12 protein-coding genes and 1 riboswitch are annotated in these 14,843 nt (G+C 34.8%); of the genes, 5 read left to right on the forward strand and 7 right to left on the reverse strand.

Features of this window, described 5'->3' with window-relative positions; translation table 11 throughout:
• The first annotated feature begins 266 nt into the window (after nt 1-266).
• A riboswitch (cobalamin riboswitch) is annotated at nt 267-452 on the forward strand.
• 129 nt (nt 453-581) lie between these two features.
• Nucleotides 582-2,870, forward strand: coding sequence for a 5-methyltetrahydropteroyltriglutamate--homocysteine S-methyltransferase (gene metE, locus BCER98_RS13680; protein ID WP_012095161.1), 2,289 nt, complete (start codon nt 582-584; stop codon nt 2,868-2,870).
• 78 nt (nt 2,871-2,948) lie between these two features.
• On the opposite strand, the gene comJ is transcribed toward metE, so the two are convergent.
• Both comJ and BCER98_RS13690 read right to left on the reverse strand, forming a co-directional pair.
• Nucleotides 2,949-3,338 (reverse strand): competence protein ComJ, encoded by a 390-nt coding sequence (comJ, locus tag BCER98_RS13685; RefSeq protein WP_012095164.1) that lies wholly within the window; start codon nt 3,336-3,338, stop codon nt 2,949-2,951.
• Between the two features lie 21 nt (nt 3,339-3,359).
• Complete coding sequence (locus BCER98_RS13690; RefSeq protein WP_012095165.1) at nt 3,360-3,794, reverse strand: NucA/NucB deoxyribonuclease domain-containing protein; 435 nt, start codon at nt 3,792-3,794, stop codon at nt 3,360-3,362.
• 240 nt (nt 3,795-4,034) lie between these two features.
• Here BCER98_RS13690 and BCER98_RS13695 point away from each other — a divergent pair, with 240 nt between their 5' ends.
• Nucleotides 4,035-4,781, forward strand: coding sequence for a DUF3967 domain-containing protein (locus BCER98_RS13695; protein WP_012095166.1), 747 nt, complete (start codon nt 4,035-4,037; stop codon nt 4,779-4,781).
• A gap of 73 nt (nt 4,782-4,854) precedes the next feature.
• On the opposite strand, the gene BCER98_RS13700 is transcribed toward BCER98_RS13695, so the two are convergent.
• A complete protein-coding gene (locus BCER98_RS13700) occupies nt 4,855-6,129 on the reverse strand; it encodes a sensor histidine kinase (protein ID WP_012095167.1) in 1,275 nt (424 codons plus the stop codon).
• A gap of 308 nt (nt 6,130-6,437) precedes the next feature.
• Here BCER98_RS13700 and BCER98_RS13705 point away from each other — a divergent pair, with 308 nt between their 5' ends.
• Nucleotides 6,438-6,638, forward strand: coding sequence for a hypothetical protein (locus BCER98_RS13705; RefSeq protein ID WP_012095168.1), 201 nt, complete (start codon nt 6,438-6,440; stop codon nt 6,636-6,638).
• Nucleotides 6,639-6,736: 98 nt separating this feature from the next.
• Entirely contained in the window at nt 6,737-7,900 is a 1,164-nt protein-coding gene (locus tag BCER98_RS13710) for an aminotransferase A (protein ID WP_012095169.1), read from the forward strand.
• A 62-nt stretch (nt 7,901-7,962) separates the two neighbouring features.
• Here the strand turns inward: BCER98_RS13710 and BCER98_RS13715 are convergent, their stop codons facing one another.
• The 4 genes from BCER98_RS13715 to BCER98_RS13730 form a co-directional block, all read right to left on the reverse strand.
• Nucleotides 7,963-8,991, reverse strand: coding sequence for a LacI family DNA-binding transcriptional regulator (locus BCER98_RS13715; RefSeq protein WP_012095170.1), 1,029 nt, complete (start codon nt 8,989-8,991; stop codon nt 7,963-7,965).
• A gap of 242 nt (nt 8,992-9,233) precedes the next feature.
• Complete coding sequence (gene malD, locus BCER98_RS13720) at nt 9,234-10,076, reverse strand: maltosaccharide ABC transporter permease MalD (RefSeq protein WP_012095171.1); 843 nt, start codon at nt 10,074-10,076, stop codon at nt 9,234-9,236.
• Nucleotides 10,077-11,378, reverse strand: a complete 1,302-nt coding sequence (locus BCER98_RS13725) for a sugar ABC transporter permease (protein ID WP_012095172.1) — start codon at nt 11,376-11,378, stop codon at nt 10,077-10,079.
• A gap of 76 nt (nt 11,379-11,454) precedes the next feature.
• Nucleotides 11,455-12,714: an extracellular solute-binding protein gene (locus BCER98_RS13730; protein ID WP_012095173.1), complete on the reverse strand. Its 1,260-nt coding sequence runs from the start codon at nt 12,712-12,714 to the stop codon at nt 11,455-11,457.
• 306 nt (nt 12,715-13,020) lie between these two features.
• Here BCER98_RS13730 and BCER98_RS13735 point away from each other — a divergent pair, with 306 nt between their 5' ends.
• Nucleotides 13,021-14,781 carry an alpha-glycosidase gene (locus BCER98_RS13735; protein WP_012095174.1) on the forward strand — a complete coding sequence of 587 codons (1,761 nt, stop codon included), beginning with the start codon at nt 13,021-13,023 and terminating at the stop codon, nt 14,779-14,781.
• The last annotated feature ends 62 nt before the right edge of the window (nt 14,782-14,843 follow it).

The raw sequence follows: 14,843 nt of genomic DNA on the forward strand, positions 1-14,843 counted from the left end.
TAAAACTTTAATCAGTGAGGGTTTTCTTCATCCCCCCACTGATTATGAGCTCTCACCTATATTCTTTGCTTCTCTCTGAATCTTAAGGTGGGAGTCTTACTACCAAAGATGACCTAGCATACCCTTCACACTACATAATATATTTTCCTAGATCATAAGAAATAAAGAATTTTAAAAAATAAGAATTTTGTCATTTTAAAACAGTAGACAAAATTCCAAAAATTATGTTAGAATTTGTTTCAATATCATATTCGCTTGTTAAATTCCTTTCAATGAGGAAAATAGGTACACAAATACAACTATTTGTGTTGAAAAGGGAAGATTGGTGAAATTCCAACGCGGTCCCGCCACTGTAACTGCTGAGATTTTTTTCTATGCCACTGTGAAAACGGGAAGGTGAAAAAATTGTATAAGGCATAAGCCAGGAGACCTGCCTATTTTAACAACACTGATAGACTCACGGATGATGATTAGGTGTTACAAACAATAAGCTAAGGTGATTTTATATCCTTTTATGCTTATCGTTAAACGCATTTCCTAGTAAACCGAAATGCTTACTTATAATTGAGGAGGAAATTTAAATGGCACTTCACACAAGTAATTTAGGTTATCCACGAATTGGATTACAGCGAGAGTGGAAAAAAACATTGGAAGCCTTCTGGGCACAAAAAATTGACGAACAACAACTTATAACAACAATGAAAGAAATCCATCTTGAACATTTAAATGTTCAAAAAGAAAAAGGAATCGATTTCATTCCAATTGGTGATTTTACATATTATGATCACGTGCTAGACACTGCTTATATGCTTGGTTTTATTCCATCACGTTTTTCAAACTTCACATCTTACCTTGATATATATTTTGCCATGGCACGTGGTTCCAAAGATCATGTGGCCTCTGAAATGACAAAATGGTTCAATACAAACTATCATTATATTGTTCCTGAGTATGAAGAAGGACTAAATATTTCTTTGAAAGATAATCGTCCACTTCGCTTATATGAAGAAGCAAAGCGAGAATTAGGAATAGACGGAAAGCCTGTTATATTAGGCCCTTATACATTTTTAAAATTAGCAAAAGGATATACACAAGATCAATTCCCTACCATTTTACATAAACTCATCGCACCATATGTACAATTATTAACTGAGCTTCATAAAGCTGGAGCACGACTCATCCAAATTGACGAACCTATTTTTGTTTCCTTAACAAAAGAGGAAATGATAGAGGCGAAAAAACTTTATGAAGCTATTCAAAAAGAAGTTCCAAGTGCAAACTTAATCTTACAAACATATTTTGATAGCGTTGAAGAAAACTATACAGAACTCATTACATTCCCAGTATCTGGCATCGGTCTGGACTTTGTTCACGGTAAAGAAGGAAATATAAAATCAATTGTAGAACATGGATTTCCGGCCGAGAAAACATTAGCTATCGGCTGTATAGATGGCCGTAACATCTGGAGAGCCAATCTTGATGAGGTCTTCGCTTTATTTGAAACATTAAAGGCACACATTGAGCCGAAAGATTGGATTATTCAGCCTTCGTGTAGTTTATTACATACACCAGTTGATAAGACAGAAGAAACACATTTATCACCGGAACTATTTGATGCGCTTGCATTTGCAAACCAAAAATTAGAAGAACTTACTCTTATAAAACGCGGCCTTTCTGAAGGTGTGAACAGTATCGAAATAGAGATTACTACTTATCGTAACTCTCATGAAGCAGTCCGCTCTTCCGCTGCAAGAAATCGGAAAGATGTTCAAACAGCGAGAGCATCTCTAAAAGAAGAAGACTTCTCTCGTCCTCTTCCATTTGAACAACGTTATGATTTGCAACAAAAAGCTTTACAATTACCGCTACTTCCCACAACGACAATCGGTAGTTTTCCGCAAACTCCTGAAGTTCGTCAAACGCGGAAACAATGGCGAAATGGCGAGATTACAAACGAACAGTATGAACACTTTATTGAACAAGAAACCGAAAAGTGGATTCGCCACCAAGAGAATATTGGTCTTGATGTACTTGTTCATGGCGAATTCGAAAGAACTGATATGGTGGAATACTTCGGCGAACGGCTTGCTGGATTCTCCTTTACTAAAAATGGTTGGGTGCAATCATACGGTTCGCGCTGTGTGAAACCGCCAATCATTTTCGGTGACGTTGCATTTATTAGCGACATGACAGTTAAAGAAACTGTATATGCACAAAGTCTTACAAATAAAGTAGTAAAAGGTATGCTAACAGGTCCCGTAACAATTCTAAATTGGTCATTTGTTCGAAATGATCTCCCTCGCAAAGAAGTATGTTATCAAATTGCACTAGCGCTTCGTCATGAAATTGAGCGACTTGAATCATCAGGTATTAGAATCATTCAAGTTGACGAACCAGCTCTTCGCGAAGGTATGCCCTTAAAAGAAAAAGACTGGGATTCATATATTGAGTGGGCAGTTCAGTCATTCCGCTTAGCAACAGCTTCTGTGGCAAATGAAACCCAAATTCATACGCATATGTGCTATAGCAATTTTGAAGATATTGTCGATGCGATTCGTGCGTTAGATGCTGATGTGATTTCAATTGAAACATCAAGAAGTCACGGAGAATTTATCCATACACTCGAACAGACGACATATGAAAAAGGAATTGGTCTAGGAGTCTACGATATTCACAGTCCACGTGTACCAAGTAAAGAAGAAATGTATACAATTGTAGAGCAATCTTTAAAAGTTTGTAACCCAAAATACTTCTGGATTAACCCAGACTGCGGATTAAAAACAAGAAGAACAGAAGAAGTTCTACCCGCTTTAGAACATATGGTTGAAGCTGCAAAAGAAGCTCGTACACTACTAAAAACAAACGCCTAACAAAAATAGGTATCCCTTCTCAATAGGGATACCTATTTTTTATTTCACTTGCTTTCGTCTCAAATTGTGGTGTCGTAACTATTCTTCGCTTTCAAAATATAACTCATATCGCACTCTGTACAGTTCATCATCTCTTGACTCTTCAAGTGGAATCACTTGCAACACTAACATATAATTTCCTTTTGGAACGTCAATATGCACTGTATTAGAAAGAATACTTTTCACAAAAACTCCCTCATCTTTTACAACAAAAGGAACGGATACCTTTCTTACAATTCCTTCTCTCTCTCTATGCTGACCGACATATCCTGCTACTTCACATGTATAATCAGAGATTGCTTCAAAAATAACCGCATCATCCACTTGCACATATCTTCTCTCAAACGCCTCATCCGTCCACTCTATATCCGGCGGTGGTCCATCATAATTCATCACAATGAGCTGTGCATAGGAAATTGTTAATTCCACAAATAACACTCCCGTCTTCCGTTATTTCACTACAAATTTCACACGTGTACCATCTTGGTATTTATCCAATTTATTACCGACCCATGATCCAGCTCCTCTATTATCAGCCGGACTAATATATTCAATATGAGCCCCCTTGCCTCCTTCCTTACACATTGCCATCGGCCATTCATCACGATCGTATCCTTTTTTTGGTGGATATGGAGCTAAAGATTGCTTTCGTCTGTCACCAGCTCCATTTCTATCAATCGTACAGATTTTAGAATGTCCTTCCTTTATTGCATTTTCTATATGCTTTCCGGTTTCTGGATAACGATCTTTCGGAAATTCTAGAACTTGATCATATGTACCGTCCTTTTGTTTTGCTTGTTCTGTCGGTATAAGCGCTTCATAAACAGCCACTAAAATAGAAAGAACCGCAATGATTGAAATAATAATGCCTTTCAATTGTTTCATACGTATGCCTCCGCTTTTTAAATTCTTTTCTTTGACTAGGCTATTATAACAAACTTTTTGTCCATTTGTTTTCAGACATTATTTTCATTCCCTCTCTTATTTGCGTCAAAAAACATTCATTTTCCTTCAAAATTCCACTAATCATGTAGAATTTTTCTAGACTTACGACATTCTTTTTCAAAGGAAGTCCACATAAAATATGGAATTGATATATACGATACTTTTTGGGGAGGAAATGTCATGGAGACGATCTATAAAACGAAAGATGTCACAAATAAAACAGGAATCCCAAAACATATAGTCCGAAAATATAGTCAACTTCTAGAAGAGTATGGCTATAACATTGCAAGAACTGCCGATGCTCGTATATACAAACTAGATGATGTAAAGCTATTAAAATTAATTCATGAACGAGCAGCTACTTTACAAGAAGATATTACAGAAACGATTCCGATTATTTTAAAGGAAAAAGATTATCCGCCCGTAAAAATCAATGTTACAAAAGAACAGCAAGACATGCAAAAGAAAGATGAAAATCGCAACTTTGAAGAATTCATGTTAAAACTTGAAATGTTAGCTCAATTGAATGAAGCAATTATTCATCAAAACTCTACACTCATTACGCAAAACCGTTTAAAAGATGAAAAACTTGATGAATTAATGCAACAAGTATATGTAAAGGAAGGAAAACAAGAAAAAATGCTACAAGAGCTTGTCGATCATGCAGCTCAAACCGATGCTTTACAAAAAGAAAAAATGGACTTATTAATGAATCATATGTATAAACGTGAATCCAAACAAGAAGAAAAAATGAATAAACTAATCCAGCAAATTTATAATAAAGACAATAATCGTGATGCTCAACTGATGCAAGTCATTCGTGAAATTCAAGAAACAAAACGCATGATTGCCGCATCAAAGGATCAAAGTCTATTTCAATCCTTTAAAAATCTATTTGTTCGTGTAAAACAAGAAAAAAATCCATGAGTGTTACCTTGTCACAATTTACTATCTAATAATCAAGTTTTCATATAAAAAAAGTTACCTTTTACGGTAACTTTTATTCCTTATTTTTAACTGCTGGTAATGTAATAATTGCTTCTGTCCCCTTCCCACTTTCACTACTATATTCCAGCGTACCGTTATGGGCTTGTAAAATACGATATGTTACCATAAGCCCTAGGCCCGTTCCTTTTTCTTTCAAAGAATAATAAGGCTGTCCAAGTCTTGCTAGTTGCTCTTTCGTCATGCCAATTCCACTATCTTTTACTCGCACAATAATGGTGTCACCTTTCTGAATAGCAGTAACCTTTAGATAGCCTTTGTTTTCTTGAATCGCTTCGATTCCATTCTTTACAACATTCATAATCGCTTGCTTCAGCTTCGTCTTATCACCTATCGTATAAAGGTTTTCAGAGATTTCAACCTGTAAATACACACCTTGCATTGCTGCAAATGAAGACATTAACGTAGTCATTTCAATTAATTGTGCAGATAAACAAATATGTTCTTTTTGTTCAATTTGTGGTCTGGCTAAATTTAAATAATCAGAAATAATTTGTTCTGCTCGGTCTAATTCAGCTAATACAAGACGCATATACTCTTTATTTTTCACATCTTCTGTGCTATCGAGTAATTGAATAAAACCACGCACAACAGTAAGAGGATTTCTAACTTCATGTGCGACACTTGCAGCTAGCTCACTAACGATATTTAATTTTTCTGACTTTTGCATTTCTGCACGCAGTAATACATTTTCATATAAGTACTCCGTTAAATATACTTGAAATACCATTGTCATCACCATAATAAATAAAGCAACGATATACCCGCTATATACATGTGAAGTAGAAGAAGTAAATCCAGTTCCTAATAACACATTAAATATTTCTATCACGAGACAAATTAGCACATATAAAGACGCCACAATAAATGATAAAATAAGCTTTTTATTTCTTGGAAAGACGGTCCACTTTTTGGATAATAATAATGGAATAACGACTAACACAATGACCTCTATGATCCGAAACCAATTTAAACCATGTAAAAACCATTCATATATAAGAAAAATCATAGTTGGAATCAAACCAATCATTCCACCATATAAGAAACTACTCATAATTGGAATCGCATGAAAATTAAAATTACAAATCTCTCCAAAACAAATTGGATATGTCATCGAAAGCACAAGTGTAACACTGGACAAAAATGTAATAAAATAATAATTGGGCTTTGGAAGCATATTTTGATAATGATTGAGACGGATTGCTTCATATAAAAATAGAGGCAAAATAATAATCGCAACTTGGATCATTAAATCACGGATTAGCTCCATAGCCTTTCATCTCCTATATGTATTTTGATTTGATTATATCATTTTAAAGTCTACTTTGTTTCAAAATTTAGATTTTTCTATTTATATTTGTAAATCATTTGTGAACAAACAATAAGAAATGTTACAACTTTCCGAAATGATTGTAAACCATGTATCAAATTACTATGATGCAGTATACAATGAATACGGATTAAAAATTAAAGTACAACAAGCCAAATATACGGACAACTATAACAACAGCAAACATATAATCCATACTATCTATGTTTATAAATAAGTAATCATTATTTTAGTAGGAGGAGATAAATATGGCAGGAACTACCCTTGTTTTAAAAGAGGAGAATCTGGTCGTCCTTGAAAATGTTGAAAAATCAGTGTATGAAGAGTTACACAACAAAGCTGGAGAAGAAAATTGTACTTGCTCTGTAAATGAAACGGTTATACACCTTGGAAAGGTTTCTTCCGTACTTTGGAATGAAGATGAAATAGATTGGGAATATGGGTATTAAAAAGTCGCTTTTCAGCGACTTTTTTTCGCTGAAAAGCGAAAAATTTAAAAATATGATAAAATAAATGTAATTTTTCAAGCCGAGGAAAGGGAGTCAACATGGAACAATTTATTAATCCAAAAGTGAAGGATATTAAAATTTCTGGTATCCGTCAATTCTCTAATATGATTCAAAACTATGACAATATTATCTCTTTAACAATTGGACAACCTGATTTTCCAACTCCTTCTTTAGTAAAAGAAGCTGCTAAGAGAGCGATCACAGAAAATTATACAAGCTATACACATAATGCTGGTTTACTAGAGTTACGCAAAGTAGCTTGCGACTTTCTAAAGGAAAATTACAACCTACACTATACACCTGAAAACGAAACCATTATTACAATCGGGGCTAGCGAAGCGATTGATATTGCATTCCGTACTATTTTAGAGCCTGGAACAGAAGTTATTTTACCCGCACCTATTTATCCTGGCTATGAACCAATCATTAGACTTTGTGGTGCAACTCCTGTTTTTGTAGATGTTCGTCCAACAGGATTTCGCTTAACAGCAAAAGCGATTCAAAATGCAATTACAGATCGAACAAGATGCATCGTTCTACCTTATCCTTCTAATCCGACCGGTGTTACACTATCAGAAGAAGAACTAACGGATATTGTAAATGTATTAAAAGATAAAAATATATTTGTTTTATCGGATGAAATTTACAGCGAACTTGTCTATGAAGAAAGTCATCGATCTATCGCTCAGTTTCCAGAAATGCGTAATAAAACAATTGTTATTAACGGATTATCTAAATCACATTCGATGACAGGATGGCGCATTGGTTTTTTATTTGCTCCACAATATTTAGCAGAACATATTTTAAAGGTTCATCAATATAATGTAACTTGTGCAACTTCGATTGCTCAATATGCCGCAATTGAAGCATTAACAGCAGCAAAAGATGCACCGAAAATGATGCGCCATCAATATAAAAAACGTCGTGATTATGTCTACAATCGACTCATACAAATGGGACTCTCTGTCGAAAAACCAACGGGTGCCTTTTATTTCTTCCCGTATGTTGGGCATCTTACTTCTTCATCATTTGACTTTGCTATTGACCTTGTGAAAAAAGCTGGCGTTGCTGTTGTTCCTGGAACTGCATTTTCAGATTATGGTGAAGGATATATCCGTCTTTCCTACGCGTATAGTATGGAAACGTTAAAAGAAGGCTGTGATCGTTTAGAAAATTTCTTCAAACAAACAACGAAGAGATAAATGAAGTGCACCTCCAATTGTTAGACTATGTCTAACAATTGAGGTGCACTTCATGAACATTCTTAGCTTTTTTCACAACCCTCACAAGTCTGACGTTTCAATAATTTATGTGGAATCACAATACATTTTGAACTTGATTCTGAATGTTCCACTTTATCGACTAATGCTTTTGCAGCTTCATAACCTAATTGATAAATATTGACATCTACTGTTGTCAAAGGTGGACTCGCAATCTCGGATAACAACACATTATTAAAGCTCACTAACGAAACATCTTTCGGTACGGAAATCCCTTTTGCTGTAAGGGCACTTAATACACCAAGACCAATTAGATCGTCTGTAGCCATAATTGCTGTTGGCGGTTCTTTTAGTCCCATTAATTCTTCTACAGCTTGCTGACCACTTTCCCTTGAGAAATCTAAATGGAAAATATATTCACTCGGTAACTGAATATCCGCTAACTTTAAAGCATCACTCATCCCAGCTAAACGATCTTTTGTTACGAGTAAATCGGAACCACCGCCGATAAACGCAATTCGTTTATGCCCTAAAGAAATAAAATATTCTGCAACTTCTCTTGCAGCTGTATAGTTATCATTATCGACATATGTAATTTTGTCTTTTTTGTCATATGGTTTTCCAATTAAAACAAACGGGAAATTTTTCTCATTTAAATATTGAATAATCCGGTCATTTTCACGTGAATACAGTAAGATAATGCCTCCGATTTGACGTCCTTGCACCATTTTGATGACCCCGTTAAAAATCTCTTCTTCCGTCTCCCCCGTTGACATATATAAAGCATACCCTTCAACATGAGCAAACGAACTAATCCCACGAATAACTTCTGGAAAAAACGGGTTTTGAAATGCTTTATTTGCAGAACTTGGCATAACAAGACCAATCGTTTTCGTCGTTTGATTGGCAAGGCTTCTTGCATTTAAATTCGGATGATATCCGAGCTCGCTCATGACTTTACGAACTCGCCGCTTCGTCTTTTCACTTATACTTGGATTATCAGCAATCACACGAGACACCGTTGATGGCGCAACATTCGCTTTTTTCGCTACGTCTTTAATCGTAACTGTCATAACCTCTCCTCCTCTCTGCATCATTCTTCATCTATTTTGATTTTGCAAATTTGTGGGTTATAGAAAAAAGTCCCATTTCTTTCGCGTTTTACTAAATTATATCAATGTAAAAGAATATTCTCCCACTTCATGTATTGTAAAGGATATAGGCTTATTTTCCTATACTATTTTTCACATCATTTCTCTTTTTCAACGGAATATGAATCTCTCTAAAAAAAGAAATGGAACAATATGTCCCATTTTCATCCTTTCGTTCCTCCAGCTGTTAAACCAGAAATAAAGTATTTTTGTAGTGATAAAAATAAGATAGAAATTGGTATCGCAATCAATACAGAACCAGCTGCAAAAGTTGTAAATTCATTTCCAAACTTTTTTGCCACCATTTCATATAGGCCAACAGCTAATGTATAATTTTCTGGCGTACGTAAAATGATACTGGCTAAAATAAAATCTGTAAATGGTCCAATGAAGGTAAATAATGCGACCACTGCTATAATCGGTTTCGCAAGCGGCATAATAATTTGCCAAAAAATTCGGAAATGGCCTGCTCCATCCATACGAGCTGATTCATCTAGCTCTTTTGGAATCGTATCAAAATACCCTTTCATGAGCCACGTATTCATCGGAATTGCGCCCCCAACATAAATTAAAATTAGGGCGAAATGTGTATCAATTAATCCCGTTAATTGCGCCAATATATATAATGCAATTAACGCTGAAAAGTTTGGTATCATTTGTAAAATCAAAAACGTTAACAAACCGTTTTTCCTTCCTACAAAGCGATACCGTGAAAAAGCATATGCCGTAAAACTAATGGATAAAACAGAGAAAATCATGGTTAATACACTAACTTTCAATGTATTTTTATACCATAGTAAATAATTACTCGCATCAAGATTCAACAATTCACGATAGTGATCCAGTGTCGCATTTTTTGGAATAATACTGGATCCTGATAAACTATCTCCTGGATTAAATGATGAACCTATAATCCATAATAATGGGTAAAAAATAATAACACACATCATAAAAATTACAAAATAACTTAATGAAAGACGTAATATTTTTTGTCGTTTTATATTCATTTACATCATATCCTCTTCTTGGAATGATTTTGTTCTTTTAAATTGCCATAACGCTACTGAAATAACAATGAATGACAGAATCATTGTTAATGCCGCTGCTTTTCCGTATTGCGCCGATGTCATTGTTAACTTATAAATCCAAGAAATTAAAATATCTGTTCCACCTGCATTCTGTCCCGAAACAGCAGGTCCGCCACCATTAAATAAGTAAATAATACTAAAGTTATTAAAATTAAATGTATACTGTGTAATTAAAATTGGTGCTGTTGCATATAAAACAAGCGGCAACGTAATTTTTCGGAATTGTTGCCATATCGTTGCTCCATCTACTGTTGCAGCTTCATACAACTCTCCAGGAATCGATTGTAAAATACCTGTTGTCATTGCAAAAATAAACGGAAAACCAAGCCAAGTTTGAATCATAATTAAAGCTACTTTTGACCAAAATGGATCTGTCATCCAAGCAATTTTTTCAATTCCAAATAAAGCTAACACTTGATTATTAATTGCACCAAACGATTCATTAAACATACCTGCAAAAACGAGTATAGATACGAACGCCGGAACAGCCCAAGGTAGAATAAAGATTGTGCGAATTAATGCTTTTCCTTTAATTCCTGGTTGATTTACAAGTATCGCTAAGAAAATACCAAGTGCTACTTGGAGTGTTGTAGCAACGAACGTCCAAATAACTGTCCAAGCAAATACACTTAAAAACGTATCTCTCCACATCGGTAATGTAAATATATCAACAAAATTTTTAAAACCAACCCAATCAACGAGCTTTGCCGGTGGGGAATGATATAAATCATAGTTCGTAAATCCGATTAAAAATACGAATATAATAGGAAACACAACTACGAAAATTAATAATAGAAATCCTGGTGAAACCATTAAGTATGGAAAACCTTGATCTAATAAGTTATGATATTGTTCTTTCACAGAATTAAGCGGGATTCCTATATCACGCTTTTTTCCATTTTGATATGCATCATATAAATTAAAAGCATATATTCCTAGTCCAAATATAATAACAATTAATGCTAAAATCCCTTCTACTAATAGAAAGATAGAATGATCTCGAGGAACTTCCGTCCCAAGTGTGACAATTCCCCATAATCCCATATTTAATAAATCCGCAAATGCTATAACAAATGAACCTGCTAATACGAAAAAAATAAGTGCTTTTACATATTGTTTATTATACAGTTGTCCCATGCCTGGAATAATGGACAGCATCAAAGCTGTTTTACGTTGTTTTGAACCACTTAATCTTTTCGTTGGATTAATGGATTGTTGCATCGTTCTTCCCCCTTTTTCTTCCCTTTGGAAGGAAGAGAATTCGCATCCCTACCAAATAAGAGATGCGAACTTCTATTTATTTTTTCTTACTATGATTTGCTTCAATATTTCCTTTAATTTGTTTTACCGCTTCATCAAGTGCAATCTTTGGTTCTTGTTTATTTGTAACAATCAATTGAAGTGCATCCCCAGCAGGTCCCCAAACTTCTTGCATCTCTGGGATATTCGGCATTGGAATACCACTTTCAGACTGAGTAGCTACTGCTTTTGCAGCTTCATTATCTTTTATAATTGGATCTTCCATTACTGATTTAACAGGAGGAATTTCTTTTGTTTTTTCAAAGCGAATTTTTGCATTTTCTTCGTTTGTCACCCATTCAATAAATTTTGTCGCTAAATCATTTTGTTTTGAGAAGCTCGTTACATGCCATCCCTTTACACCAACAAAAGTTTTTAATGGTTGACCATTTGGTAATTTCGGCATCGGTGCTACTGCATAATCAATTCCTGTTTTTTCTATCGCTTGTAACGCCCATGGTCCATTCATAATCGATGCTGCTTTTCCTTCATTGAATAGTCCATCTGCTGCAGCTCCACCAGATTCTCCGATAATTCCTTTTGGAAATAATTTTTCTTTGTACCATTTTTGAATATATTCAGCACCTTGTACTGCCCCACTATTATTCAAACCAATATCACTTACATTTGGTTTTCCATCTTTTTCACCAAATACATAACCACCCATACCAGACATAAATGCGTTCGCAAAATAGAAGTTATCTCCAAGTGCTAAAAAACCGTACTTTCCATCTTTTGTAAAGTCTTTAGAGAAATTAAAAAGGTCATCCATCGTTTCTGGCGCTTTAGACATTAATTTTTTATTATAAATAAGTACTGGTGTTTCAATTGCTTTTGGTAAACCATATAGTTTTCCGTCATATGTTTGTGCCTGAACTGACAAATCTGTAAATTTATTTTTCACTTCATCACTTACTTTTATTTCAGAAAGTAAACCTTCTGTTACAGCGTTACCGATTTGATCATGTGGCAATGTTACAACATCTGGTCCTGTGCCAGCTGGACCATCAAGGCGAAGTTTCTTTACCTGGTCTGTCATTGTCATTTCGACTACTTTTACTTTTACATTATATTTCTTTTCAAAACTTTCTACAGCTGGATTTAATCCAACACTTTTTTTCTCATCTTCCCAAACAAGAAGATCATAATCTTTCTTCTCTTTACTCGCTTCCTTCTTCCCTGAATCTTTCGGACCACACGCCGACAACATACCGATTGCCAAAGTGGAGACTGCTAATAACGAAAATGCTTTCTTCACTATGAAAACCTCCTTTAATTATGTACGTAAGCTAGCTTTAATGAAAACGTTTACAATAAGTGGTTTAATAATAGCACAAACTATCTCACACCTAACGAAAACGTTTGCGCTATTTGTCTATCATTATACCTTTTTTTCTTTATTTTGCAAATATGTTCTTGAAAATTTTTTCATAGGATTTCTCTTAGTAAATAAATATTGACTTTCTTTTAATTGAATACTACTCTTATAAACAATATCATCTCTTCCTAAAGACAATCGTTTGCAATATTTTACGCCTACAAAAATTTAAAGGGGGATTTATATATGTTAAAAGAAGCAATATACCATCGGCCTAAAGAAAATTATGCATACGCTTACAACAAACATATACTTCATATTCAACTCCGCACAAAAAAGAATGATGTAAATGAAGTCCTACTTGTTCATGGCGACCCTTATGAATGGAAAGATAAAAAGTGGATTACAACTCAAACTCCTATGAGAAAGACTGGATCTTGCGCTTTATTTGATTATTGGTTCGCTTCAGTCACACCAAAATTTAAACGTTTACGATATGGATTCAAACTACACAATAACGACGAAGCACTTATTTATACCGAGCGAGGCTTCTTCTCTGAAATTCCAGATCATGACGTTGGAAATTTCTTTTGTTTCCCTTTTATTCATGAAAAGGATGTCTTTACAGCACCATCATGGGTGAAGGATACAGTATGGTATCAAATTTTTCCAGAACGTTTTGCAAACGGAGATATTACACGGAATCCTAAACATACTCTTCCATGGGGGAGTACAGATCCAACACCAACGAATTTCTTCGGTGGAGATTTCACTGGCGTCATTGAACATCTTGATTATCTCGTAAAACTCGGTATTTCTGGTATATACTTTACTCCAATCTTTACAGCACATTCCAATCATAAATATGACACAATTGATTATATGGAAATTGATCCGCAATTTGGTACGAAAGAAACTTTTAAAAGGTTAATAAACGAGTGTCATAACCGAGGAATTAAAGTCATGCTTGATGCCGTTTTTAATCATAGCGGATACTTTTTCGATAAATTCCAAGATGTTATAAAGAAGGGTGAGTGCTCTCTATATAAAGACTGGTTTCATATCCATGAATTCCCGATTGTAACCGATCCACGTCCGAACTATGATACATTCGCATTTACACCGCAAATGCCAAAATTCAATACTGCTCATCCTGAAGTGAAAGAATATTTACTGGAAGTAGGACGCTATTGGGTAAAAGAATATAACATTGACGGTTGGCGCCTTGATGTAGCAAATGAAATTGACCACGCATTTTGGCGAGAATTTCGTAGCGAAATTAAATCGATTAATCCCGAAGTCTACATTGTAGGTGAAATTTGGCATGATGCACTACCATGGCTGCAGGGCGATCAATTTGATGCCGTCATGAGTTATCCAGTTACAAACGCTCTTCTTTCTTATTTTGCATATGAAACAATAGCACCGAGTACATTTATGGAGCAAATTACAGCTTTTCTTCATTCCTATCCCATGAATGTAAACGAGGTAGCTTTTCACTTGTTAGGTAGCCATGATACACCTAGAATTTTAACAATATGTGGCGGTAACAAAGACAAGGTAAAACTTCTTTACATATTTCATCTTTCGTTTATCGGCTCACCATGCATTTATTATGGAGATGAGATTGGGCTGGATGGCGGCATGGATCCCGATTGCCGAAAATGCATGATTTGGGAAGAAGACAAGCAAGATAAAGCCTTATTTGAACATGTACAAACATTAATTTCATTACGAAAACAATATAAAGCATTCGGTGGTCATGGAACCTTTCAATTTATTGAAGCAAACGATAAGCAAGGTTATATTTCTTATACAAAAACATATAGAGATGAAACGATTTTGTTTGTTTTAAATCCAACAACTCATGAGATTTCGGCTCCTATACCTTTTCCTATTTCTAGTAAAAAAATCATTAATCTATATACAAATGAAGAATTTGCAGCAGAAACAAATTCATTACAAGTTACAATTCCGCCATATGGATTTTCTATTTTAAAATGGTAAAATATAGAACAAACACAAATAATCAGCTTCTTATCTCCGCTGATTATTTGTGTTCACCAACT

Origin of the sequence: Bacillus cytotoxicus NVH 391-98, from assembly GCF_000017425.1 — a bacterium.
Lineage (GTDB): Bacteria > Bacillota > Bacilli > Bacillales > Bacillaceae_G > Bacillus_A > Bacillus_A cytotoxicus.

Coding starts and splice junctions, on each gene's coding strand:
- metE (WP_012095161.1), top strand. CDS start 582: ATGGCACTTCACACAAGTAATTTAGGTTATCCACGAATTGGATTACAG.
- BCER98_RS13690 (WP_012095165.1), bottom strand. CDS start 3,794: ATGAAACAATTGAAAGGCATTATTATTTCAATCATTGCGGTTCTTTCT.
- BCER98_RS13695 (WP_012095166.1), top strand. CDS start 4,035: ATGGAGACGATCTATAAAACGAAAGATGTCACAAATAAAACAGGAATC.
- BCER98_RS13700 (WP_012095167.1), bottom strand. CDS start 6,129: ATGGAGCTAATCCGTGATTTAATGATCCAAGTTGCGATTATTATTTTG.
- BCER98_RS13705 (WP_012095168.1), top strand. CDS start 6,438: ATGGCAGGAACTACCCTTGTTTTAAAAGAGGAGAATCTGGTCGTCCTT.
- BCER98_RS13710 (WP_012095169.1), top strand. CDS start 6,737: ATGGAACAATTTATTAATCCAAAAGTGAAGGATATTAAAATTTCTGGT.
- BCER98_RS13715 (WP_012095170.1), bottom strand. CDS start 8,991: ATGACAGTTACGATTAAAGACGTAGCGAAAAAAGCGAATGTTGCGCCA.
- malD (WP_012095171.1), bottom strand. CDS start 10,076: ATGAATATAAAACGACAAAAAATATTACGTCTTTCATTAAGTTATTTT.
- BCER98_RS13725 (WP_012095172.1), bottom strand. CDS start 11,378: ATGCAACAATCCATTAATCCAACGAAAAGATTAAGTGGTTCAAAACAA.
- BCER98_RS13735 (WP_012095174.1), top strand. CDS start 13,021: ATGTTAAAAGAAGCAATATACCATCGGCCTAAAGAAAATTATGCATAC.